The 20513-nt window shown below is 72.9% G+C and carries 17 protein-coding genes; 6 read left to right on the forward strand and 11 right to left on the reverse strand.

Features of this window, described 5'->3' with window-relative positions; all coding sequences use genetic code 11:
• Positions 1 to 116 precede the first annotated feature (116 nt).
• Positions 117 to 1499, reverse strand: coding sequence for a DUF4331 domain-containing protein (locus tag ACFXOZ_RS35800; RefSeq protein ID WP_380594087.1), 1383 nt, complete (start codon positions 1497 to 1499; stop codon positions 117 to 119).
• 513 nt (positions 1500 to 2012) lie between these two features.
• Here ACFXOZ_RS35800 and ACFXOZ_RS35805 point away from each other — a divergent pair.
• The 4 genes from ACFXOZ_RS35805 (at position 2013) to ACFXOZ_RS35820 (ending at position 6978) form a co-directional block, all read left to right on the forward strand.
• A complete protein-coding gene (locus ACFXOZ_RS35805) occupies positions 2013 to 3764 on the forward strand; it encodes a high frequency lysogenization protein HflD (protein ID WP_380594089.1) in 1752 nt (583 codons plus the stop codon).
• Between the two features lie 25 nt (positions 3765 to 3789).
• On the forward strand, positions 3790 to 4131 hold the full coding sequence (locus ACFXOZ_RS35810) for a hypothetical protein (protein WP_380528912.1): 342 nt from the start codon (positions 3790 to 3792) through the stop codon (positions 4129 to 4131).
• Between the two features lie 476 nt (positions 4132 to 4607).
• On the forward strand, positions 4608 to 6206 hold the full coding sequence (locus ACFXOZ_RS35815) for a molybdopterin-dependent oxidoreductase (RefSeq protein WP_380594091.1): 1599 nt from the start codon (positions 4608 to 4610) through the stop codon (positions 6204 to 6206).
• Positions 6207 to 6327: 121 nt separating this feature from the next.
• Complete coding sequence (locus tag ACFXOZ_RS35820) at positions 6328 to 6978, forward strand: fasciclin domain-containing protein (protein ID WP_375896479.1); 651 nt, start codon at positions 6328 to 6330, stop codon at positions 6976 to 6978.
• 624 nt (positions 6979 to 7602) lie between these two features.
• Here the strand turns inward: ACFXOZ_RS35820 and ACFXOZ_RS35825 are convergent.
• From ACFXOZ_RS35825 to ACFXOZ_RS35845, 5 genes are all read right to left on the reverse strand, one after another.
• Entirely contained in the window at positions 7603 to 8040 is a 438-nt protein-coding gene (locus ACFXOZ_RS35825; RefSeq protein WP_380528919.1) for a hypothetical protein, read from the reverse strand.
• A gap of 150 nt (positions 8041 to 8190) precedes the next feature.
• Positions 8191 to 9759 (reverse strand): sensor histidine kinase, encoded by a 1569-nt coding sequence (locus ACFXOZ_RS35830; protein ID WP_380594093.1) that lies wholly within the window; start codon positions 9757 to 9759, stop codon positions 8191 to 8193.
• Positions 9756 to 10487 (reverse strand): response regulator transcription factor, encoded by a 732-nt coding sequence (locus tag ACFXOZ_RS35835; protein ID WP_380594095.1) that lies wholly within the window; start codon positions 10485 to 10487, stop codon positions 9756 to 9758. Before ACFXOZ_RS35835 ends, ACFXOZ_RS35830 begins: the two co-directional genes overlap by 4 nt.
• A gap of 275 nt (positions 10488 to 10762) precedes the next feature.
• A complete protein-coding gene (locus tag ACFXOZ_RS35840; RefSeq protein WP_380594097.1) occupies positions 10763 to 11455 on the reverse strand; it encodes a metal-dependent transcriptional regulator in 693 nt (230 codons plus the stop codon).
• An 8-nt stretch (positions 11456 to 11463) separates the two neighbouring features.
• Positions 11464 to 11997, reverse strand: coding sequence for a YbhB/YbcL family Raf kinase inhibitor-like protein (locus tag ACFXOZ_RS35845; RefSeq protein ID WP_375896466.1), 534 nt, complete (start codon positions 11995 to 11997; stop codon positions 11464 to 11466).
• 153 nt (positions 11998 to 12150) lie between these two features.
• Between ACFXOZ_RS35845 and ACFXOZ_RS35850 the strand changes: the two genes are divergently transcribed.
• Entirely contained in the window at positions 12151 to 12855 is a 705-nt protein-coding gene (locus tag ACFXOZ_RS35850; protein ID WP_380594099.1) for a GntR family transcriptional regulator, read from the forward strand.
• Between the two features lie 882 nt (positions 12856 to 13737).
• Here the strand turns inward: ACFXOZ_RS35850 and ACFXOZ_RS35855 are convergent.
• Positions 13738 to 14838, reverse strand: a complete 1101-nt coding sequence (locus ACFXOZ_RS35855) for an acyltransferase family protein (protein WP_380594101.1) — start codon at positions 14836 to 14838, stop codon at positions 13738 to 13740.
• Positions 14839 to 15592: 754 nt separating this feature from the next.
• Positions 15593 to 16246 (reverse strand): TetR/AcrR family transcriptional regulator, encoded by a 654-nt coding sequence (locus ACFXOZ_RS35860; RefSeq protein WP_380594103.1) that lies wholly within the window; start codon positions 16244 to 16246, stop codon positions 15593 to 15595.
• 149 nt (positions 16247 to 16395) lie between these two features.
• Here ACFXOZ_RS35860 and ACFXOZ_RS35865 point away from each other — a divergent pair, with 149 nt between their 5' ends.
• A complete protein-coding gene (locus tag ACFXOZ_RS35865; protein ID WP_380594105.1) occupies positions 16396 to 17946 on the forward strand; it encodes an MFS transporter in 1551 nt (516 codons plus the stop codon).
• Between the two features lie 85 nt (positions 17947 to 18031).
• On the opposite strand, the gene ACFXOZ_RS35870 is transcribed toward ACFXOZ_RS35865, so the two are convergent.
• From ACFXOZ_RS35870 to ACFXOZ_RS35880, 3 genes are all read right to left on the reverse strand, one after another.
• Positions 18032 to 19318 (reverse strand): VanZ family protein, encoded by a 1287-nt coding sequence (locus tag ACFXOZ_RS35870; RefSeq protein ID WP_380594107.1) that lies wholly within the window; start codon positions 19316 to 19318, stop codon positions 18032 to 18034.
• 75 nt (positions 19319 to 19393) lie between these two features.
• Complete coding sequence (locus tag ACFXOZ_RS35875; protein ID WP_375889433.1) at positions 19394 to 19801, reverse strand: hypothetical protein; 408 nt, start codon at positions 19799 to 19801, stop codon at positions 19394 to 19396.
• Positions 19802 to 20054: 253 nt separating this feature from the next.
• The gene (locus tag ACFXOZ_RS35880) at positions 20055 to 20444 is read right to left on the reverse strand and encodes a hypothetical protein (protein WP_375889434.1); all 390 of its coding nucleotides are present in this window, start codon (positions 20442 to 20444) and stop codon (positions 20055 to 20057) included.
• Positions 20445 to 20513 lie beyond the last annotated feature (69 nt).

Genomic DNA, 20513 nt, shown 5'->3' on the forward strand with positions numbered 1-20513 from the left:
GGGGGGGGGGTTCGCTGTTGGGGCTGGGGGCGAATGGGGGTCCTGGGGGGTTGGGGGTGGGGTGGGGGGGGGGGGGTGGTGGGGGGTCGCGCCGCCTACCACCCGCGTCCACGTTGCTAGTTGGGCTGGTTGACAGCCTTGGCGTAGGGCAGCGCGACGTACGGGAACGCGGCGGAGAACGGCTTGTCGGCGTGGTCGACCTTGTCGCCGGCGGCGAGCGCGGGGATGAGGTGGCCGGGGGTCGCGCCTTCCAACGCCTGGAGTTCGATGTCGACGACGTCGTCGGTCAGGCGGCGCCCGTTGGGGTAGCCCTGGAAGTCGCCGTCGAGGACGCCGAGCCGGTCGGGATTCGCGGTGACGGGCGTCGACATGTTCAGGCGCAGCTCCTCGGCGGGCACGAACTTGGACGCGTCGATGTCCTGGTTCATGAGCTGGGAGTTGAGGTCGACGGCGAGGGGCCCGTTGGTCGCCTTGGCGATGCCGGTGAGGAAGATCTCCTGGAGGTCGGTGCGGGGGGTGGCGGGGGCCGGGATGCCGTAGATGGCCTGGACGAGCTGCGGCACCTCCGGGTTCAGGACCTTGTTCACCAGTACGGGCTGGTTGTGGTCCTGGGACGGCGGCAGGGAGTTGAAGGTGTCCTTGAGACCTGCCGGGACGACGACCTCGTTGACCAGCGGGTTGCCCAGGCGCGAGACCTGGACGTGCCGGCCGGTCGGGTCCGCCTTGCCGGGGCTGAGCTTGAGGGTCTGCTTCTCGGTGCTCGACCAGACGCCGATGACGGGGTTGCGGCCGGGGTCGCCCTTGAAGGCGAGGCGGCTCTTGGGGATCTGCAGGGCGACGGTGTTGACGTTGTAGCCGGCGAGGGTGTTCTGGCCGACCTCGGAGAGGTTGCCGCCGTAGAGCAGGTCGAAGACCCGCAGGTCGAGGAAGAACGGGTCGGCGGCCTGAGTGGCCACCGTCTGCCCGCCGCCGGGGAGTTGGACGGTCGCCTGGTTGCGGAGCCGGCCGTAGTCGGGCATGGAGGCCTTGCCGGTGTCCGAGGGGGCGACCTGGCCGTGCTCGACCAGCGTCACGGGCTCGCAGCCCGGGCGCAGCTCCTGGAGCGTGTAGTACTGGCGGAACAGGAGGGTGGGATCGGTGAGGTTGTTCACCACGCCGTTGTTGTAGAGGAAGGTGTTGGTGCCGCGCTGGTCGTCCGTGTGGAACGTCCAGCGGTAGGTGATGTCGGGCTTTCCGGTGCCCTGGGAGTCGATGTTGACGTCGTAGTGCGCGCCGTCGGCCCAGGGGTAGAAGTTGGGGCCGCCGTTGGGCTCCTGGAAGGGCAGCCAGTTGGCGATGAGGGTGACGGTGTCGGGGTTGTCGGGGCTGGTGAAGGCGTAGACGTCGGTGTTGTCGACCTGCGGGTCGGCGGCGGTCAGGGGCGCTTCGCGGTGGCTGGAGGCGTTGCCGGTTCCGGCTCCGGGGCCGATGAGCGCGGTGCTGGCGATGGCCAGGCTCATGCTGGTGAGGATGGCCGCGCTGCGCGCGATCCGGGTTCTGCGGGAAGGTCGGCGCGTGACGTTCATTGGGGGTCGGGTTCTCGCTTCCGTGACGGTCGATGTCCGCCCGGGGCCCGTCCGGCCCCGGCGCAGGTCCGGCTGGGCAGCCGCAAGGGGCACTGTGAACCGGATCCTGTTCGTGCTTCGCGCGCCGGGCGGGTGAGGTTTGGTCGCCTCACCCGCCCGGCCCAGCCGGACCACCTGGTCGGTGGAACCTGTCCGTGCTCTGAGCGGCAACGGTCCGGGGCAGGGAGAGCGCCGGGGGTGCAGTGAGGGCACTCGCGTTCGGGAGGGGGCTGTGCATTCGGGGCGGGTGCCCCGTGCGAGTGATCCCGTGGACTTCGCCGGAGTGGTGACGTGCCGTCCGCCGGACGAGGCCACCAGGGTTACCGCTCGGGCGCTCGCCCTCATCCTCATCCCGGCCGTCGGCCCTCTCGGCCGTGGTGGCGGGTCGTTCTCCCCGGAGGCAATGACGTGGTGCTGCCGCGACGCGTGGTTCGGACGGGCGCGGGGGCGGTGGGCGCGCTGTGTCTGCTCGGCCTCGCGGCGCCCGCTCACGCGCACCCGCTGGGGAACTTCTCCGTCAACCACTACCTCGGGTTCACCGTCCACCCCGACCGGATCGAGGCCCTGGCCGTCACCGACGCCGCCGAGATCCCCACCCTCCAGGAACGGCCGAGGGTCGACCGCAACGGCGACGGCGCGATCGACGACGGGGAGCTTGCCGCCTGGGCGGCCGAGCAGTGCGCACAGACCGCCCAGCGCCTCGAGGTGACGACGGAGCAGGCGTCCACGGCGCTGCGCTGGACGACCCGGTCCGCGCGGTTCCGGTACGAGGACGGCTCCGCCGGTCTGCCCACGAGCCGGCTGGAGTGCGTGCTGGACGCGGCCCTGAGCGTTCCGGCCGGCGGAACCACCGTGCGGGTCTCCAGCGGGAGCGACCCCGGCCGGGTCGGCTGGAACGAGATCACCGCGCGGGGCGAGGACACCCGGCTCGACCCGACGGACGTGCCGGCCGAGTCGGTGTCCAAGGAGCTGCGGGACTACCCCCGCGACCTCCTCAACAGCCCCAGTGGCGTCACCCGCGCACGGTTCCGCGCCCTGCCGGGCGGCGGCCCGGCCGCCGGGGCGGGGACCGTCTCCCGAAACGACGGCTCGGGCCCCACCGCCTGGCTCGCCGGCCTCGACAGCCGACTCGCCGGCCTCGGGGCGGCCCGTCAACTCACCGTTCCCATCGGCCTGTTGGCCGTCCTGCTCTCGATCGTACTCGGGGCCGGGCACGCGCTGCTGCCCGGGCACGGCAAGACCGTGATGGCCGCCTACCTGGCCGGCCGGCGCGGGAGCACCCGGGACGCGGTCGCGGTCGGAGCCACCGTCACCCTCACCCACACCGCCGGCGTCCTCGTGATCGGCCTGGCCCTGACCGCGTCCGCTTCGCTGGCCGGCGACGTCGTCCTGGGCTGGCTCGGCGTTGCCAGCGGAGCCCTGGTCGCGGTCGTCGGCCTCGGCCTGCTGCGGGACGCGACCCGCCGCGCGCGCGGCGGTCCGCACCCCGACCCCCTCCCGGACCACGCGCACGACACGGGTGAGCCCGGGGCGGAGCGGGCCAGGGAACTCGCCCACTCGGCGGCGGCCCCCTCCCCGGCCCAGCACCACGGCCACGCCCACCCGCACGGCCACGCCCACGGCGGCCACGCCGAGCACCACGACCACGACCACGGCCAGGGCCACGACCAGGGCCACGACCACGGCCACGGCCACGACCAGGGCCACGGCCACGGCCACGGCCACGATCATGCCGGTGGACACCATCACGACCACGCGGCTCGGCACCATCACGACCACGGGCACCGCCACGGCCTCTTCGGCGGCGGTCACCACCATCACCACGCCCCGCCCGGCCGCCGCGGGCTGATCGGCCTGGGCATCGCCGGAGGCCTGGTCCCCAGCCCGTCGGCGCTCGTCGTCCTCCTCGGAGCCATCGCGCTCGGCCGGACCCTGTTCGGCGCGGCCCTCGTGGTCGCCTACGGCCTGGGCATGGCCGCCACCCTCACCGCGGTCGGCCTGCTCCTGGTCCGTCTGGGCGACCGCCTCGCCGCCGCCACCGACGGGCCGCTCCTCGGCCGCCTGCGCCGCCTCACCCCCTACAGCTCACTGCTGACCGCCCTGCTCATCCTCACGGTGGGAATCGGACTGGCCGTCCGCAGCCTGCCCGCCACCATCTGACGTCCCACCTCGGAGGCCCGCCACCGTGAACGCCCGCACCCCACGCAGAGCAGTTCGCCTTCTCGTACCCGCCCTGGCCGCCGTCACCGCCCTGGCCGGCTGCGGCGGCGAGCCGGACGGCAGGTTCGACGCCCAGGCGGGCACCCCGTCCCCCAGCTGCATCCAGCACCAGAGCCAGGACCCCGGCAGCGCGTACACGGGCCGGGAGAAGTCCGACCCGAAGTCGGTGCTGGAGATGATGCGCTTCTACACCGCCAACGGCACGAAGACGTACTGCGACGGCAGACCGCCCACGGACACCGACCGCCACTGGACCGAGCTCTACACCGCACTCGGCGGCGACGCCGTCCACGTCACCACCGGATAGTCACGTTCCGGCCGACGCTGCGGCGTCCGGCCGCTCGACGCGGGCCCGGGCGGCGCGGGTGTGCGGGGGAGACTACGGCGAGATGATCCGCGCACCGTCTCCAGCCCCCCGCGTACCCGCGGATGCCTCTGACCCTGACGGCGCCGGCACCTGGACGGCGGAGGTTCCTCCGATCCAAGGTTCGAGCCCCCGTCGTTCCATACGCGAGGGTCCGTGGCGGCACCGGCCGCCGGTATCCGGGGCAGGCCGGGCGGAACCGCAGGGCCGACCACACCTCGTCGACGGCGACCTGCCGTACCGGCCGGACGCCGCCCTCCGGCACCCGTGCCCACCTCGTCAGTTCGTTCGGCTGGGTTCACCCCTGAGGGTGTTCCGGAATTGGCACCCATCCGGGCCCTGGCGGCCGCCGAATGGCGGGTGTGAACACCGACGCAGCCCCGCCCCCGCCCCCTTCGGTCCGACGTCGGACGCGGGCGGTGCGTGCGGGTGCGGCCGCCGCGGCCGGGGTGGCCGCGGCGGTGGCCGCGCTCGGGGTGGGCGAACTGGTCGCCGCGGTGACCGGCCCCGGTACCGCGCCGGCCATCGCGGTCGGCTCGGCGGCGATCGACCTGACGCCGACTCCGTTGAAGGAGTACGCCGTCCGCACCTTCGGCACCCAGGACAAGGCGGTGCTGCTCGGCGGGATCCTCCTGACGACGGCTCTGCTGGCCGCGTTCACCGGATGGCTGTCCGCCCGCCGTCCGAAGAGCGGAGCAGGTGTCTTCGGGGCCTTCGGACTCCTGGGCGCCTGGGCCGCTCTCTCCCGGTCGGGTGCGGGCGCCGCGGACGCCGCACCGGCCCTCGCGTCGGGCGCGGTCGGCGCGCTCACCGTCCTCGGCCTGTCACGACTGCGCCGAGCGGCCGCGCCCCCGGCGCGTACGACCGCGTCGACCGCGTCGACCGCGTCGACCGCGAATTCGGACGACGACCCGGCGCAGCAGGAGCAACCCGCCCCGACCCAGGACACCAGCCGCCGGGCCGTGCTGGCCGCCACCGGCGCGACGATCGCCGTCGGCGCACTCGCCGGTGTCGGCGGCCGGATCCTGGCGGACCGCCGCTACGACACCGGGGCACTGCGCGCGGCCGTTCGGATCCCACCCGCCGCCCAACCCCTGCCCCCACCGCCCGCCGCGGTGCGGCCCAAGGTCCCGGGCCTGTCCCCGTTCGTCACCCCGAACACGGACTTCTACCGCGTCGACACCGCGCTCACCCTTCCCCGCATCGATCCCCGACACTGGGCCCTGCGCATCCGCGGCCTCGTCGACCACCCGCTCCTGCTGACCTTCGACGACCTCCTGCACGAACCGCTGGAGGAACTGGACCACACGCTGACCTGTGTCTCCAACGAGGTGGGCGGCCCCTACGCCGGCACCACCCGCTGGCTCGGCGCCTCCCTCCCGGCCCTGCTGCGCCGTGCCGGGGTGCGTCCCGGAGCCGACCAACTGGTCGGCCACTCCCAGGACGGCATGACCATCGGCACACCGTTGGAGTCGGTACTCGACGGCCGGCGCGCGCTGCTGGCGGTCGCGATGAACGGCGAAGCCCTGCCCGTCGCCCACGGCTTCCCCTGCCGCAGCGTCGTCCCCGGCTTCTACGGCTACACCTCCGCCACCAAATGGCTCGTCGACCTGGACGTCACCACCTTCGCCGCGTACGACCCGTACTGGGTGCGCCGGGGCTGGGACCGCACCGGCGCGGTCCGCACCGCCTCGCGGATCGAGGTTCCGGCGCCGTTCGCCCGTGTTCCCGCGGGGGAGGTCACGGTGGCCGGAACCGCCTGGGCGACGCACCGGGGGATCGCCGCCGTCGAGGTCCGCGTCGACGGCGGCCCCTGGCAGCGCGCGCTGCTCGCCACCGACGCCGGCCCCGATCTCTGGCGGCAATGGACCTGCACATGGGCCGGTGCCACTCCCGGCACCCACCGGATCGAGGTCCGAGCGACCGATGCCGGCGGCGCCGTCCAGACCGAGGAGCGGGCCGCCCCCTTCCCGTCCGGGGCCACCGGCTGGCACAGCGTCGTCGTCACCGTCACCTGAGGGCCCCGACCGGCCCGCCCGGAAACCACCAGACCACCAGACCACCTTCATGACACCGGCACCAGCCGGTGCGGTCCGCCCCAGGGGCTGACCGTTCCATCCTCACAAGGAGATTCCTTCCATGAACGTCACCGCCCCGCGCCGCAACGCGGTCACCGCGCTCCTCGCCGTGACCGCGCTCGCCCTCAGCCTCGGGGCCTGCAGCAGCGGCTCCGGATCGTCCTCCGCCTCCAAGGCCCCCGCCGCCGCGCCGTCCTCGGCCGCCGCCCCCGCGACGGCGGCCGGTGCCGCCATGAGCGACCAGCCGTTCGGGACGGCCTGCGCCGCCGTGCCCAAGGACGGCGCCGGGTCCTTCACCGGCATGGCCAAGGACCCGGTCGCCACCGCCGCCTCCAACAACCCGCTGCTGTCCACCCTGGTGACCGCCGTCAAGCAGGCCGGGCTCGTCGACACCCTCAACTCCGCGCAGAACATCACGGTGTTCGCGCCGACCAACGACGCCTTCGCCAAGATCCCCAAGGCCACCCTGGACGCCGTCCTCGCCGACAAGGAGAAGCTCACCAAGATCCTCACCTACCACGTCGCCCCCCAGCGCCTCGCCCCCGGCGACCTCACCGGCGCGCACAAGACCCTGGAGACCGGCAACGTCACGGTCACCGGTGCCAGCCCCGACTTCACCGTCAACGGCGACGCCAAGGTCCTGTGCGGCAACGTCCAGACCGCCAACGCCACCGTGTACATCGTCGACACCGTCCTGATGCCCACCTCCTGACCCTCCCCGCCGGCGGGCCCGGAGGGGACACAGGTGCGGCCCGTGCGACGAACGGGCGTCAGTCCGCAGCCGGGCCGACGCCGGGACCCGTGCCGGGCCCGGTCCGCGGGTGCTGTCGGTGCTCCCCGCCGGTCCCGGCGAAGGCGGTGCTCGTGTGCCGGAGAGCACGCCCGGAGCCCTTTCGATCGATCTCACAGGCTTCACAGGCTTCACAGGCGGCTTCGGCTGTTCCCCGTTGCTTCGACGGGGAACAGCCGAAGAGCTTGTGGGGTCAGGGAGTCGAGGTGTCCTGGGTGTCCTCGGCGGCGTCCGATTCGGCAGCGGCGGCGGCGCTGTCGGCGGCGTCCACCTTCTTCCGCATCTCGCCGAGTCGGTCACCGCTCGCCGCCGACCCGCTCGCGCCGGCGGACGGTGACCCGGCGGCGGGTGCACCGATCCTGCCGGGGCCGGTCCCGTTCGTGCCGCACGCCGTCAGGGCGAGCGTGGCGAGCAGGGCGGCCGTGACGGCAGCGGTTCGCCGCGACAGCCGGGCGGCTGGTACCGGTGCAGCCGCCGACCCGCCGCCGACCGGGTCGGACGTCGTGCCGGGAACGGTCACTGCGCCGGCGGTCACTGCGCGGTCGGTCACTGTGCGGTCGGGGTGCCGAGGCCCTGCGAGGAGCACCAGGTGGCGACGGCGTTCAGGTCGCTCTGGCGCTGGGTCAGCGTCGGCACCAGGCTCTTGCGGTACGTCAGCCGGTCGTTGAGGTCGTTGTAGATCGCGGTGTGGCCGGCGGCCTTGGCGTTGTTCACCCGCTGCTGCAGACGGGCGATCGAGCCGGCCTCGGTGACCGGACCGTTCAGGCGGTCCAGGGCGTTCTTGATCCGCCGGTCGGCCTTCGGCAGCCGCTTGCAGATGCCCTTCGCTCCGTCGCCCTCGGGCGTCGGCAGCACCTTCGGGGTCCGGGAGGCCACCGGGGTGGCACTGGGCGTGGCGGCCTGAGCCGGTCCGGTGAGGGCGACCAGGGTGGTGCCCAGGGCGAGAGCGCCGATCACGGCAGCGGCCTTGCGGTGCGGGTGCATGGCGAAGTCCTCCAGTTGCCACGGGTGGCAGGTCCGGCCGGAGCGTCGGGCGGTCCGGCTGAGCAGGACGATAAGGACCCTCTTTGTGGATTCCTTGTGAGCCGACGAGCCGGCCCACCGCTTCGCGGGTGCTCCGACGCCCGTGGCGCGTCAGGCGCTCGCACCCGTGGAGCTGATCCATTCGCGGCGGGCCGGCAGGGGCGGGGTCGGGGCGTCCTCGCCGACCAGGGGCAGCCGGACCTCGACGCGGCAGCCGGTCCCGCCCGGCGGCTCGGTGACCGTGACGGTGCCGCGGTGCAGGGCCACCTGCTGGGCGACCAGGGTCAGTCCCAGTCCCGAGCCGGGGCTGTCCCGGCGCCGGCGGAAGCGGTCGAAGACCGCCGCCCGGTCCGCCACCGGGATGCCCGGCCCGTCGTCGTCCACGGTCAGCACCGCCTGTCCGGCGTCCCGGCGCAGTCCGACCGCGATCCGGGCCGGTTCCCCGGGCCGGTGACCGTGCACGGCCGCGTTGGCGAGCAGGTTGTCGCAGACGATCCGCAGCCCGGCCTCCCACCCGTGCACCCGCAGCCCGCCGGTGCCAGGCCCGACGTCCGGCCCGCCGGTGCCAGGCCCGACGTCCGGCCCGCCGGTGTCCGGCCCGGTGAGGCCGGGACCGGCCAGGTCGACGGTCACCTCCGGCCGCCGCCGGCGCAGCTCCGCGACGGCGGCCGCGGCCGGGTCGGCCGGGTCGAGGACCGTGAACGCCTCCTCCTCGACCAGGTCGCCACGGGCCAGCGTCCGCAGTGCGGTGAGCAGGTCAAGGAGTCGCCGCTGGTCGTCGCGGAGGTCGGAGAGGATCTCCGCGCGGTCTGTCGGCGGCAGGTCCGGGTGCGCGCCGAGGACGTCCAGGTTGGTCCGCAGGCTCATCAGCGGTGTGCGCAGTTCGTGGGAGGCGGCGGCGGAGAACGAGCGGGCGGTTTCCAGTGCCTGGCCGGTCCGTGCGACCTGCTGGTCGTACCGGGCCAGCGCGCTCTCCAGCGCGAGCGCGAGCTCGTCCACCTCGCGGACCCCGCTGTGCCGGTGGGTGAAGCCCACGGCGCCGGCCCGCGGGTCGAGCGCGGCGGCGCGTCGGCCCAGGCGGCTGAGCGGCGCGGTGGCCCGTCGGGCGAGGCCGTAGGCGAGCAGTCCGGAGAGCGGTGCGGCCAGCGCTGCGGCCCACAGGATCCGCCCGCGCACCGCGTCCACCTGCGGGTCGGTCGCCGATACCGGTGCGGTGACCCAGAGCGTGCCGGGGTCGGCGCCCGCCACCGGCCGGGCCAGCACCCGCCAGGCCCGGCCCTGCGCCCGTACGGTGACCGGCCCGCCGGTGCCCGCGGGGGCGGGGTGCGGGAGTACCGCGGCCGGGCCCGGCACGGGGCCGCCCTCGGTGACCCGGTCGCCGTTCGCGTCCGCCACCCGGATGCCGACGTCCAGTGCGTCGTCGAGCAGGTTGCGGCGCTGGTTCTGCTCGACCCGGGGCCGGTCCTGCCGGGTGGCGCTCAGCAGTGCCTTGGCGGCGGGGAGCACGGCGGCGGCGCGGTCGCGCAGCCTGGTGTCCTGCTGGGCGCGCAGATCGTGGGTGACGAGCCCGAGCAGCAGTGCGCCGGTGCCCAGGACGAGCAGCGGGACGAGCAGGGCCGCACCGGTCGCGATCCGGGTGGCCAGGCTGATCGAGCGCCGGGCGGAGGCGGTGCCGCTCACCGGTGGGCCTCCGGAGTCCGCAGCACGAAGCCGACGCCCCGCACCGTGTGGATCAACCGTGAACGGCCGCCCTCCTCCAGCTTGCGGCGCAGGTAGCTGACGAACGTGTCGACGGCATCGGTGCGGACCTCGAAGTCGTAGCCCCACACCCGGTCCAGCAACTGGTCGCGGGTCAGCACCAGCCCGGCGTTGCGGGCCAGGTACTCCAGCAACTCGAACTCGCGGCGCGTCAACCGCAGCGGTTGCCCGTCCCGGCGGGCCTCGCGGGCGGCGGGTTCGATCTCCAGCGGCCCGACCCGCAGCACCTCACCACCCGGCCCGGCGGGACGGCCGTACGCGCCGGCCCGGGTTCGGCGGCGCAGCAGGGCGTGCAGGCGCAGCACCAGTTCCTCCAGCGCGAACGGCTTGACCAGGTAGTCGTCGGCGCCCGCCTGGAGGCCGGCCACCCGGTCGGCCAGCTCGTCCAGTGCGGAGAGCATCAGCACGGGCGTGTCGATGCCCTGCTCCCGCAGCCGGCGGCAGACTTCGCTGCCGTCCAGGTCGGGCATCGAGACGTCGAGGACCACCACGTCCGGCGGCTCGTCGGCCACCAGGCCCAGCGCCGTCCGCCCGCCGTCGGCCGTGCGTACCGTGAACCCGCTGAGCCGCAGGCCGCGCTCCAGCGACCTGCGGATGATGTCGTCGTCGTCCACCACCAGCACCGTCCCGGTGCCGTCACCGCCCGCCATCGGGGTCTCCTCGCTCCCGTCCGGCCTCCGCCGGGGCGTCCTACGGTGACACGGGCTGATGAGAGCCTTCTCATCGAAGTCCCGCGACCTGCGGGGCAACGGCTCCCCGTCGTGGCGTGGCTCGAAGAACCCGCCTTCAAGCCCTCAACATCCACGATCCCCGCAACTCCCTGGGGTCGGGGTGTTGCGGGGATCGCTGGAACCCGCCGTCGTGGTCGAGGGCCGTCCTCGTCGGGTGCACGGGCCTTACGGCATGGGCCGGCACCCGGGTGGGCTCAGCGCTCGGCCACGAAGACGTGCGCGGCGGTCTGCGTGGGGAGTTCGGTGGCCGCCCCGCCGCTGCTGACCGTCACACCGCCGGACGAGGACGTCACGCTCACGACCGCGCCGGGCCGCACCCCGGCGTGCCTGAGGGTGTGCATCAGTCGGGGGTCGGTCTGGACCAGCTCCCTGATGCACCGTACGACCGCGGTCGCGCCGTTCGGCCCGGGTTGGAGGTCGCTGAGGCTGACCATGCTCTCGACAGGGAACGGATCCACGGTGCTCTGCCCCCCGAGTTCCTCCAGGCCCGGGATCGGGTTGCCGTAGGGCGACGTGGTGGGGTGCCGCAGCAGCACGAGGACGCGGCGTTCGACGGCCTCGCTCATCACGTGCTCCCAGCGGCAGGCTTCGGCGTGGGCCTGCTCCCATTCCAGTCCGATCACCTCGACGAGCAGGCACTCCGCGAGCCGGTGTTTGCGCATCACGCGCGTGGCGGTCCGCCGGCCCTCCTCCGTCAGCTCCAGGTGCCGGTCGTCGGCGACGTGCAGCAGACCGTTGCGTTCCATGCGGGCGACGGTCTGGCTGACGGTGGGGCCGCTCTGGTCCAGGCGCTCGGCGATGCGGGCGCGCATGGGGGCCACGCCTTCCTCCTCGAGCTCCAGGATCGTGCGGAGGTACATCTCCGTGGTGTCGATGAGTCCGGACATGGTGTTCGTCAGGCGGGGGTTTCGGCGGTGGCGGTCAGAACCGCGCGGCCGAGGATGTGGCCGGCCATGGTGAAGCCGAGGACGGCCGGGGTGGAGTCGACCGGGACGCCGATGGACTCGACGTCGAGGGCGTGCACCACGACGAAGTAGCGGTGCGGGCCGTGCCCGGCCGGCGGTGCGGCGCCGATGAAGCGGGCCGCGCGGGCGTCGTTGGGCAGTTGGAAGGCGCCCTCGGGCAGGCCTGAGCCGGTGTCGTCGCCGGCGCCCTCGGGCAGCTCGGTGACGGTCGCGGGGATGTCGGCGACCGCCCAGTGCCAGAACCCGGACCCGGTGGGGGCGTCGGGGTCGTAGACGGTGACGGCGTAGCTCTTGGTGCCGTCCGGGGCGCCGCTCCAGGACAGCTGCGGGGAGACGTCCTTCCCGCCGGGGACGCCGGAGGAGTGCTGCTCGGGAGGCCAGGCGGCGCCGTCGGTGACGGCGGTGCTGGTGACGGTGAAGAAGTCCGCCTCGGGGAGGCGGGCGAAGGGGTCGTTGGCGCTCATCGCGTCGTTCCTTTCGGTGTGTGCTGTGGGGCGGTGGTGGTGCGGCGGACGGAGCCCACGGCCTCGCGTGGCGGCACCGCCGCGCTCCCTCGGTCGCTGAATCGACCATAACACTAATAATCGATTATCTGCGGGATCGTCTATGCTGGAGGCATGACTCAGACGGCCCACACCTCGACCTCACCGGGGAAGCTGATGCTCTCCGAGCAGGTCTACGCACACCTGCGGGACGCGATCATGCGCGGGGACCACGCCCCCGGCGACGCCCTCAAACCGCAGGACCTCGCCAAGGAACAGGGCGTGAGCCTGGCCGTCGTGCGTGAGGCGCTCGTGCGGCTGGTCGGCGAGGGCCTCGCCGACCGGCTGCCCAACCGCGGCTTCGCCGTCCCGGCCGTCTCCGACCGCCGCTGGCAGGAGATCGCGGAGGCCCGCAGGACCATCGAACCGGTCGTGCTGCGCATGTCGATCGAGCGCGGGGACGTCGACTGGGAGGCCCGCGTACGAGCCGCCCACCACCGTCTGGCCCGCACCCCGGCGTACGTGCCGGAGGAGGGCGAGTACTACAGCGCCGCATGGTCCGAAGCCCACCGGGTCTTCCACCGCACCCTGCTGGAGGGCTGCGGCAACCCCGTCCTGCTGGAGACCTTCGACCGAACGTGGACCGCGAGCGAACTGGCTCGCCGCTGGTCGGCGCAGCACAACCCCGGCCGGGACGCCGTCGGCGAGCACCGCCGGCTGGAGGAGGCGGCGCTGGCCCGCGACGCCGACACCGCGGCCGAGGTACTGACCCAGCACCTCACCCGGACCGCGGCCGACTTGACCGGCCGCCCCCACCGCGAACCCGCGACGGAAGCCTGATGCGCCACGCCGACCTGGCTGGACGTGGGGTGTTGTCCGGCGTTCGGCCCGTATGTGCTGGTGGGGTCCTTACGGGTGCGGGCCTTGAGGCGGCGACGCTGCACCGGGTCGAGACGGTCGAGGTCGCGCCAGGACCGGCGGAGGCTGGGCGAGGGCCGGCGGATGAGAGGCGGCAGCACCGTGAACGCACCGTTGGTCTGACCTGCCCGCTCCGCGTGGCCGCGTTCCCGCGAACGGCCGCCACGAGCCGGGGGCTTGCGCGAACTCCGTCACCGCAGTTCGGCCACAGGTCCGCGTGACCGTCGAGAACGCGCGAGCGCGTTCCCAGGAACGTTCGCGCGCATGACGTCGGGGGTGCCGTCGTTCACGGGAAGTAGCAGAGCGGTCTGTGCTCCGGCCGATGATCAGAGCTGGCTGGCGGTCCGTCGAGTGGGACGAAGTACCCGCTGTCGACATCGGGCAGGCAAGCCTCGCTGATGACCCAGTAGCGCGTGGTCAGGCCGGAGGGAATCGGCGTCAGGTCCACGCGTGCACTCGTCGCCTGGTGGGTCGGCACTGTGGCAGAGGCGGGGCACCACTCCTGCACGCCGCCAGGAACGGAGTCAGCACGTACCTCGACGTACTGCCGACCGAGATCACCGATTGAGGGCAGGGACCAGGCCGGACAGTTCGTTCTGTTCGTCCTCGCTGCCGCGAGTGTGGACCGGCGACCTCTCCGACACCGGATCCGACAATCACCTCACCGCCCGCTGGATCCCCGCGGACCGCCCTCCCGAACCCGCGTTCCCCACGGTCGCACAAGCGCTCGTCGTCTAACCACGTTCGGGGGCCCGCCTTCTCGCGCTACGGCTGGGCCGGCACGACGCGGTGATCAGTGGCGGGTCACTGTGCGGGTTCCGGGCGCGGTGCCGGTGGGTTGCTCGGGTGTCGGTCGAGGGCTTGGTCGAGGCGGCGACGGAGGGCACGGCCGATGGGCTTCTCGACCACCCGGTGGATGATTGCGGCGAGGAGGAGCATCGAGACGGTGGTGAGGGCGAGTCGGCCCCAGGGGCCGAGCCAGTGGGCGTGGGCGGTGAGTTCGGCGGCCATGGGCAGGCCGAGGCTCTGGTGGATCAGGTAGAAGGGGTAGGTGAGCGCACCGGCCGTCATCAGCCAGCGCCAGCGGATGCGGGCGAGGGGGCCGATGGTGGCCAGGAGCAGCAGGGCCAGGAAGGCGGTCAGTAGGGCGCTGGCGACGGTCCAGGAGCAGAGTGCTTTGGATCCCCACTCCCGGTAGTGGCCGGTCAACCGGGCGGGGAGCATGGTCAGTTCGTAGCACCAGGCGAAGCCGAGGAGTATCCAGAGCATGAGGTTCTGCCCGAAGCGGTACATGAGGTAGACCGCGATGCCGGCGACGAACAGGCCGGCGTACTGGCTGAGGACGAGGTCGTCCAGGAACTTGCTCTTCGTCTCCGAGGTGATGATCCCGGCGGCCAGCCAGATCACGCAGAACCCCATGACCCGGTGGTAAGTGGTGCCGAAGGCCAGGAGGACGGCCATGAGGAGGTAGAAGTGGGCCTCGACGGCGAGGGTCCAGGCGACGCCGTCCAGGAGGGTTGCGTGGAGGGCGTCAGGGAACATGGTCAGGTTGGCCAGGACGATCCGGGGGTGGATCACCGCGCCGACGTCGTGGGTCTCCATGGGAATCAGCGCGATCCTGGCCACGATCAGGATGAGAGCGCACCAGTAGGCCGGGTAGAGCCGGGATATCCGTGAGGCGGCGAACTGTCCTGCGGTGCGCCCCCAGGCGCTCATGCAGATGACGAATCCGCTGATGAGGAAGAAGGCCTCGACACCGAGCCAGCCGTACATCGATGCGTGGTGCAGCGGGTAGGCGAACTCCTTCGCGGACGGTCCCCACAGGGTGGGCGAGATCGCGCTGAGGTAGTGGAATCCTGTGACGGCGAGCGCGGCGAGCAGCCGCATGCCGTCGACGACGGCCAACCGGGCTCCTGGCTCACCCCGACCACGGCCTACAGTCAGGGCTCTTGCCCGTGCAAGGCCATCCCGGGCCTGCAGGCGGGTCGGCGGTGACGTGGGTTCGTGGAGCACTGGCCGGAGTCCGATCATGTCGATACGCCCGCTCTCCCTCGGGACCGCAGACGAGGGTCGTGGGGGTAAGCGAACTGTGATGCCGCTCAGCCGTTGCACGGGCACGGCACCCGCAGACTGATCAACGTGCGCTCATCTTATTACGAGGAATTTCGGCGAAGGTCGTGCGGTCAGGGCATCGAGTGCAGCCGATCGGGGGCGGCCGGGGGGCGGAAGTCCGCTACGAAAAGGAGTCGGAATTCCACGGGGACTCAAGGGCTGAGGCCTGCTCTGTCGCATGGCCGTCCCAGATGCCCTCCGGGTAGGTCAAGTCGTTCAGCGGACACCCTCGGACGGCCTGGGTGCATCGGACTGGCTGGTTACCCGGCCGTCGTCTGCGCCGTGGAGCGGTGAGACAGGCCATCAAGATGCCGCGTCTATCGAGACGCGCGCGCCTCATTGCCACAGCGGTGGCCGCGGCGCTCTGCGTCGTGGTCGCAGAACTGGCCCTGGAGGCCTGGTGGCTCCCCTCCAAGTGGCGAACCTACGACGCCTCCCCGTCCGGCCGGATCCTGGTCAGTGCAGACGATCAGACGATCACGCTCACCGTTAGCTGGTCCTGCGAAGTAGACCTGCTACTGAATGATGCGCCGCGCGACCTACGGACTCAGAGGCCGCGGGCGACGGTCGACAGGACGGCCTCGACGGCGGTGCGCAGCTCGGCTCCGGACAGGCCCCGCAGTGGGCCCTCGACCAGCAGGTCCGACAGGCCGTGGACCGCCGACCAGGCCGCGTACTCGGCGCCCGGGCGGCGGTCGGTGGGGAAGGCGCCGAGCCGGACCAGGTCGTCGAGGTGGGTGGACAGGATGGCGTAGGGGTCCGCGCCGCAGGAGCCCTCCGGGCCCGGTTCCCCGCCCGATGCCAGGCCCGATGCCGGATCCGGTTCCCCGCGCGGGGCGGCGCTGGTCCCGCAGAAGGCGGTGCGGAACCAGCCGGGCTCGGTCAGGGCGAAGTCGATGTACGCCCGGCCGATCGCGTCCAGCCGCGCGCGGGCCGCCGCCACCTCGTCGGGCAGGTCCACGGCCGCGGAGCGGGCGAGCATGAGCCGCCCCAAGCGGTTCATGCAGCTCGCCGCGACCGCCGCCAGCAGGGCCTCGTGGCCGGCGAAGTGCCGGTACGCGGCGTTGTGCGAGACGCCCGCCCTCCGGCTGACCGCGCGCAGGACGACGGCGGCGGGTCCGCCGGTCCTGGCGAGGTCGACCCCGCCGGCGACCAGTGCTTCCCGCAGGTTTCCGTGGTGGTACGGCCGGCTCGTGGCCACGTTCCCGCCCTCCCGTCCCTTCCGGTGTTGACAGTGTCCACTTTGCGGTGGAATGCTGGCAGATGTCCACATGTTCCCGCTGTCAACATCGCGGGATCCACTCCCTCGACCGAGCCCGCACCATCCGCCCCACCTGGTCGGAGGCGGCCATGCCCCACCGTCCCGCGCCCCGGCGCTCCCTGGCCCTCGCGTCCGTCTGCCTCGCGGCCTTCGCGATCAACCTGGACACCACGATCGTCAACGTCGCCCTCCCGGACCTCGGCCGCCAACTGCACGCCACCACCCGCGACCTCCAGTGGATCGTCGACGGCTACAACCTCGCCTTCGCGGCCCTCGTCCTGACCGCCGGTTCGCTCGGCGACCGGTTCGGACGACGGCCCGCGCTGCTCACCGGACTCGGCGGCTTCGCGCTCACCGGCGCGCTGGGAGCCGCCACCGGGTCGTCCGGCGCGCTGATCGCCGTCCGCTTCGCCATGGGCGCCTGCGCGGCGGTCATCTTCCCCACGACCCTGTCCGTCATCACCAACGCCTTCCCCGACCGCCGCGCACGCGCCAAGGCGGTCGGCCTGTGGGGCGCGGTCACCGGCCTCGGCGTCGCCGTCGGTCCGGTCGCCGGCGGACTCCTGCTGGCCCACTTCGCCTGGCCCTCGGTCTTCCTCGCGCTCGTACCGGTGGCGCTGGTCGCCCTCGCCACCACCTGGTTCTGGGTCCCGGAGTCCAGGGACCCGTCGAGCGCCCGACTGGACCCACCGGGCCTGCTCACCGCCTCGGCCGCCGTCGGCCTGCTGGTCTTCACGGTCATCGAGGCGCCGACCCGGGGCTGGGACCGGCCCGCCACCCTCGCGGGCTTCGCCGCCGCCACCGCCCTCGCCGCCCTCTTCGTGGTGATCGAACGCGGACGCAGCCACCCGATGGTGGACATCACCCTGTTCCGCACCCCGGCCTTCTCCGCCGCCAGCGGAGCGGTCACCGTCGCGTTCTTCGCGCTCTTCGGTTTCATCTTCCTGGTGACGCAGTACTTCCAGTTCATCCGCGGCTACGGCGCCCTCTCCACCGGCGTGCGGATCCTGCCGGTCGCGCTCACCATCGCGCTCGGCTCGCTCGGCGGGGTCGCGCTCGCCGCCAGGGCCGGGACCCGGGCGGTCGTGACCTCCGGGCTCCTGCTGCTCGGGGCCTCCTTCGGGTGGATCGCCCTCTCGCCCGCCTTCCAGTCCTACGGGCTGATCGTCGGTCAAATGATCCTGATGGGACTGGGCCTCGGCCTGACGACCGCACCGGCCACCGAGTCGATCCTCAGTGTCCTGCCGCCCGCCAAGGCGGGCGTCGGATCGGCCGTGAACGACGCGACCCGCGAGACCGGTGGGACCCTCGGCGTCGCCGTCGTCGGCAGCGTCTTCACCTCCCTCTACGCCTCCCACCTCGCGACGACCGCCTTCTCCGCCCTCCCGGCCGGCACCCTCAGCGCGGCCGAGGGCTCGGTGGCCGAGGCCCTGCGCACCGCGGCGGCCACGCCTCCGGGCTCCGGAGCGGCCCTGCGGGCGGCGGTCCAGAGCTCCTTCATGCACGGGTTCCACGTCGCCTGCACCGTCGGTCTCGCGGTCTGCCTCCTCGGCGCCGCCCTGGCCCTGGCCCTGCCCGGCGCCCACCCCGCGCCCGTGCCCTCGACGCCGGCACCGACACCGGTCCTGCCGAGGCGGTGACGCTGTCCCCGAGGCAGCCGGGTAGTCGAGGGGGCGGCACGTGACGTGATGCCCGGTTTGCTTGAGGCGGGGCCGCAGCTGCCGGCTAGGTCGTGACGAAGGCGCCGGTGGCGGCGTCGATGGTGACCACCAGGAGGCCCTTCTTCTGCTGGTCCTCCGGCGGCTTCATGCCGACCAGCCAGCGCGGGTGCCAGGTGCCGTCGCGGTCCGCCTGGGCGAGGAGGATCGTGCTGCTGGTGGTGAAGCCGGGGTGGGCGGTGGCCGCGGTGCTCCGGGCGGTCGCCTCGGTGACGGTCGCCTTCGGGAGGGCGGGCGGGTCGACGTGCCGGGCGGAGAACGAACTGACCCGGCCGTTGCCGGTGACGAGCAGGTCGAGCCGCATCGGCATGAGGACGCCGTCGACGCGGGAACGCCACTGGACGGTCCTGGCGCCGCCGGAATTGGGCTGGGGGTCGGTGCTGGGGTAGCTGTCGGTGAGGGCCCAGGGGAAGTGGGTCCGGGCGAAGCGGGTGGCGGCGTCGACCGCGACGTCGTCGCTGACTTCGCCGGGTGCCTGGTCGGGGGTCGGCCCGACGAGCCCGGAGGCCGGTTCGCCGCCCGGCCACGCCAGTTCGAGGCTGCCCTGCCGGCCGGTGACGCTGACCGTCCCGGGGTGGCCGGAGGATCCTTCGACGTACTGGACGGACGCGATGTCGGCGGCCGACCCGAAGAACTCCCGGAACGCCTTGGTGGCGGCGGCCCGTTGGGCCGGTCCGGCCGCGGTGTTCTCCGTGGGGTCGGGTGCGACGACCGTCACGGAGGGCACCAGGACGGCCGCGATCACTGCGGCTCCGCCCACGAGGGCGACCGCCCCGCGTGCGAGCTCGCGCCTGGTGGTGCCCAGCGGCCGGTCGCCCGTCCGGCTGCTCCACAGGTACGCGAGGCCACAGCCGAGCACGGCCCCGAGCGCGTTGTCCCACAGGTCGGCGGAATCGCAGCTGCGGCCGATGCCGGGGGTCAGGGCCTGGGTCGCCTCGACGGCTGCGGAGAGCAGCGTGAGGGCGATGCCGGTGCTGACGGGCCGTCGAACGAGGCGGGAGGTGAAGAAGCCGGCCGGGACGAACAGGGCGATGTTCATCAGGCCCTGGGTGCCCGACATCGCACCCGTCAGGTCGAGCCCGGCGGTGCAGCGGAGCGGGGCCGGTGCGTCGGGGTGCACGGGGTAGAGGGTGGCGACGAGCACCAGGGCGGTGGACGCTCCGGCGAGCGCGGACAGCGGCCTCGGGGCCGAGCGCCGTCCGGCGACGGCCGCCGAGAGGGCGGCGGCGCCGATCAGAGCCGCCAGGACGGTCCAGAGCAGTCCCGGCTCGTGGTGGAGGATCGCGCGGATCATGCTGGTGGCACTCCAGTGGGCACGGCGATGGGCCCACGCCCTCGGGCGCGGGCCCATCGTGACGGCGGGCGGCTGCTAGCAGATGGTGACGGGCGCGTTATAGAACGTGTTCTGGCCCTTGACGGCCATCCAGCCGATCACGTTCTGGCAGTCGTTGAACCCGAGGTCCCAGAACCACGCGTCCTTGGTCTGGTTGACGGACTGGTCGCTCCAGTCGCGGTTGTAGGAGTAGCCGTGGTAGTTGAACCCGAACTGTGCGGTGATGGTGCCGCCGCCGGTCTTCTCGTAGACGTCCTGCAGCTGCCAGAAGGCGGACCCGTCGGGCTGGGTCTTGTCCTCCTGGGAGATGGACGTGCTGAGGCGGCCGTTGGAGAGCGACGTCGACGCGTTGTACTTCGCTTGTGCCATGGCCTGGGATGCGCCTCCGACGGCCAGGAGGGCTCCGGCCAGGGCGGTTCCGATGACGCGCGTGCCGATTCGCATGATGCTCCTCTTGGTGAAGGGGGGTCAGGAACGGATCGGTCCTCCCGCACCGTTCATGGTTCCGGGCGGGCTCCCCGTGTGCTTTCCACGGTAGGACGGGGTTCCTGCCTTGGAATCAGCAATGCGTCTCAGGGACTCCGCAATGCGTCTCCAGACGCCCGCGGTCCGTCGGAGCGGACGGGCCGGAGCGCGGCCGGCTGTTGCGCGTGATCGGCAGGATCGCGCTCAGCGACCGGTGATGACGATCGGCCCTTCAGACCGTGAACCACTCCTTGGCCTCGGCGGAGCTGTACGCCCGGACGATGATGCCCGCGATCGCGATGCCGGCCAGCGAGATGATCGAGCCGGAGAAGAGCTGGATCACGCCGCTGACGATCGCGAGCCACTCGATCACCAGTACGGTCCTCCGGGTCCACCGGGCCCCACCCGGCGCCAGGGCCGCGCAGGTGCCGAGCAGGACGCCGATCAGGATCGAGAGGAAGGCGATGAACGTCACCATGGCGACGCCTTCACCGTGCTGGCCGTGGATCAGTGCGAGGAGGAAGATCCCAGCCGCGCTGTTGCCGACGGCGTGCAGCCAGACCCCCGCTACCACCCACTTGAGTGATGTCGGCATCCGCTCGTCCGCCAACTGGTTCGCCATCGGTGACCACCCCCGGATCGTCGGTGCGGCCGGGCCGGCGGCCGGGCCGTAGGGGAGAGGATCCGGGTG

This window comes from Kitasatospora sp. NPDC059160 (assembly GCF_042755465.1).
GTDB lineage: Bacteria > Actinomycetota > Actinomycetes > Streptomycetales > Streptomycetaceae > Kitasatospora.

Bases quoted from the DNA above. Each gene is read 5' to 3' on its own strand.
- ACFXOZ_RS35865 (WP_380594105.1), top strand. From the start codon at position 16,396: ATGCCCCACCGTCCCGCGCCCCGGCGCTCCCTGGCCCTCGCGTCCGTC.
- ACFXOZ_RS35840 (WP_380594097.1), bottom strand. From the start codon at position 11,455: ATGTCCGGACTCATCGACACCACGGAGATGTACCTCCGCACGATCCTG.
- ACFXOZ_RS35825 (WP_380528919.1), bottom strand. From the start codon at position 8,040: ATGCACCCGCACCGCAAGGCCGCTGCCGTGATCGGCGCTCTCGCCCTG.
- ACFXOZ_RS35875 (WP_375889433.1), bottom strand. From the start codon at position 19,801: ATGCGAATCGGCACGCGCGTCATCGGAACCGCCCTGGCCGGAGCCCTC.
- ACFXOZ_RS35850 (WP_380594099.1), top strand. From the start codon at position 12,151: ATGACTCAGACGGCCCACACCTCGACCTCACCGGGGAAGCTGATGCTC.
- ACFXOZ_RS35880 (WP_375889434.1), bottom strand. From the start codon at position 20,444: ATGGCGAACCAGTTGGCGGACGAGCGGATGCCGACATCACTCAAGTGG.
- ACFXOZ_RS35835 (WP_380594095.1), bottom strand. From the start codon at position 10,487: ATGGCGGGCGGTGACGGCACCGGGACGGTGCTGGTGGTGGACGACGAC.
- ACFXOZ_RS35870 (WP_380594107.1), bottom strand. From the start codon at position 19,318: ATGATCCGCGCGATCCTCCACCACGAGCCGGGACTGCTCTGGACCGTC.
- ACFXOZ_RS35800 (WP_380594087.1), bottom strand. From the start codon at position 1,499: ATGAGCCTGGCCATCGCCAGCACCGCGCTCATCGGCCCCGGAGCCGGA.
- ACFXOZ_RS35820 (WP_375896479.1), top strand. From the start codon at position 6,328: ATGAACGTCACCGCCCCGCGCCGCAACGCGGTCACCGCGCTCCTCGCC.
- ACFXOZ_RS35845 (WP_375896466.1), bottom strand. From the start codon at position 11,997: ATGAGCGCCAACGACCCCTTCGCCCGCCTCCCCGAGGCGGACTTCTTC.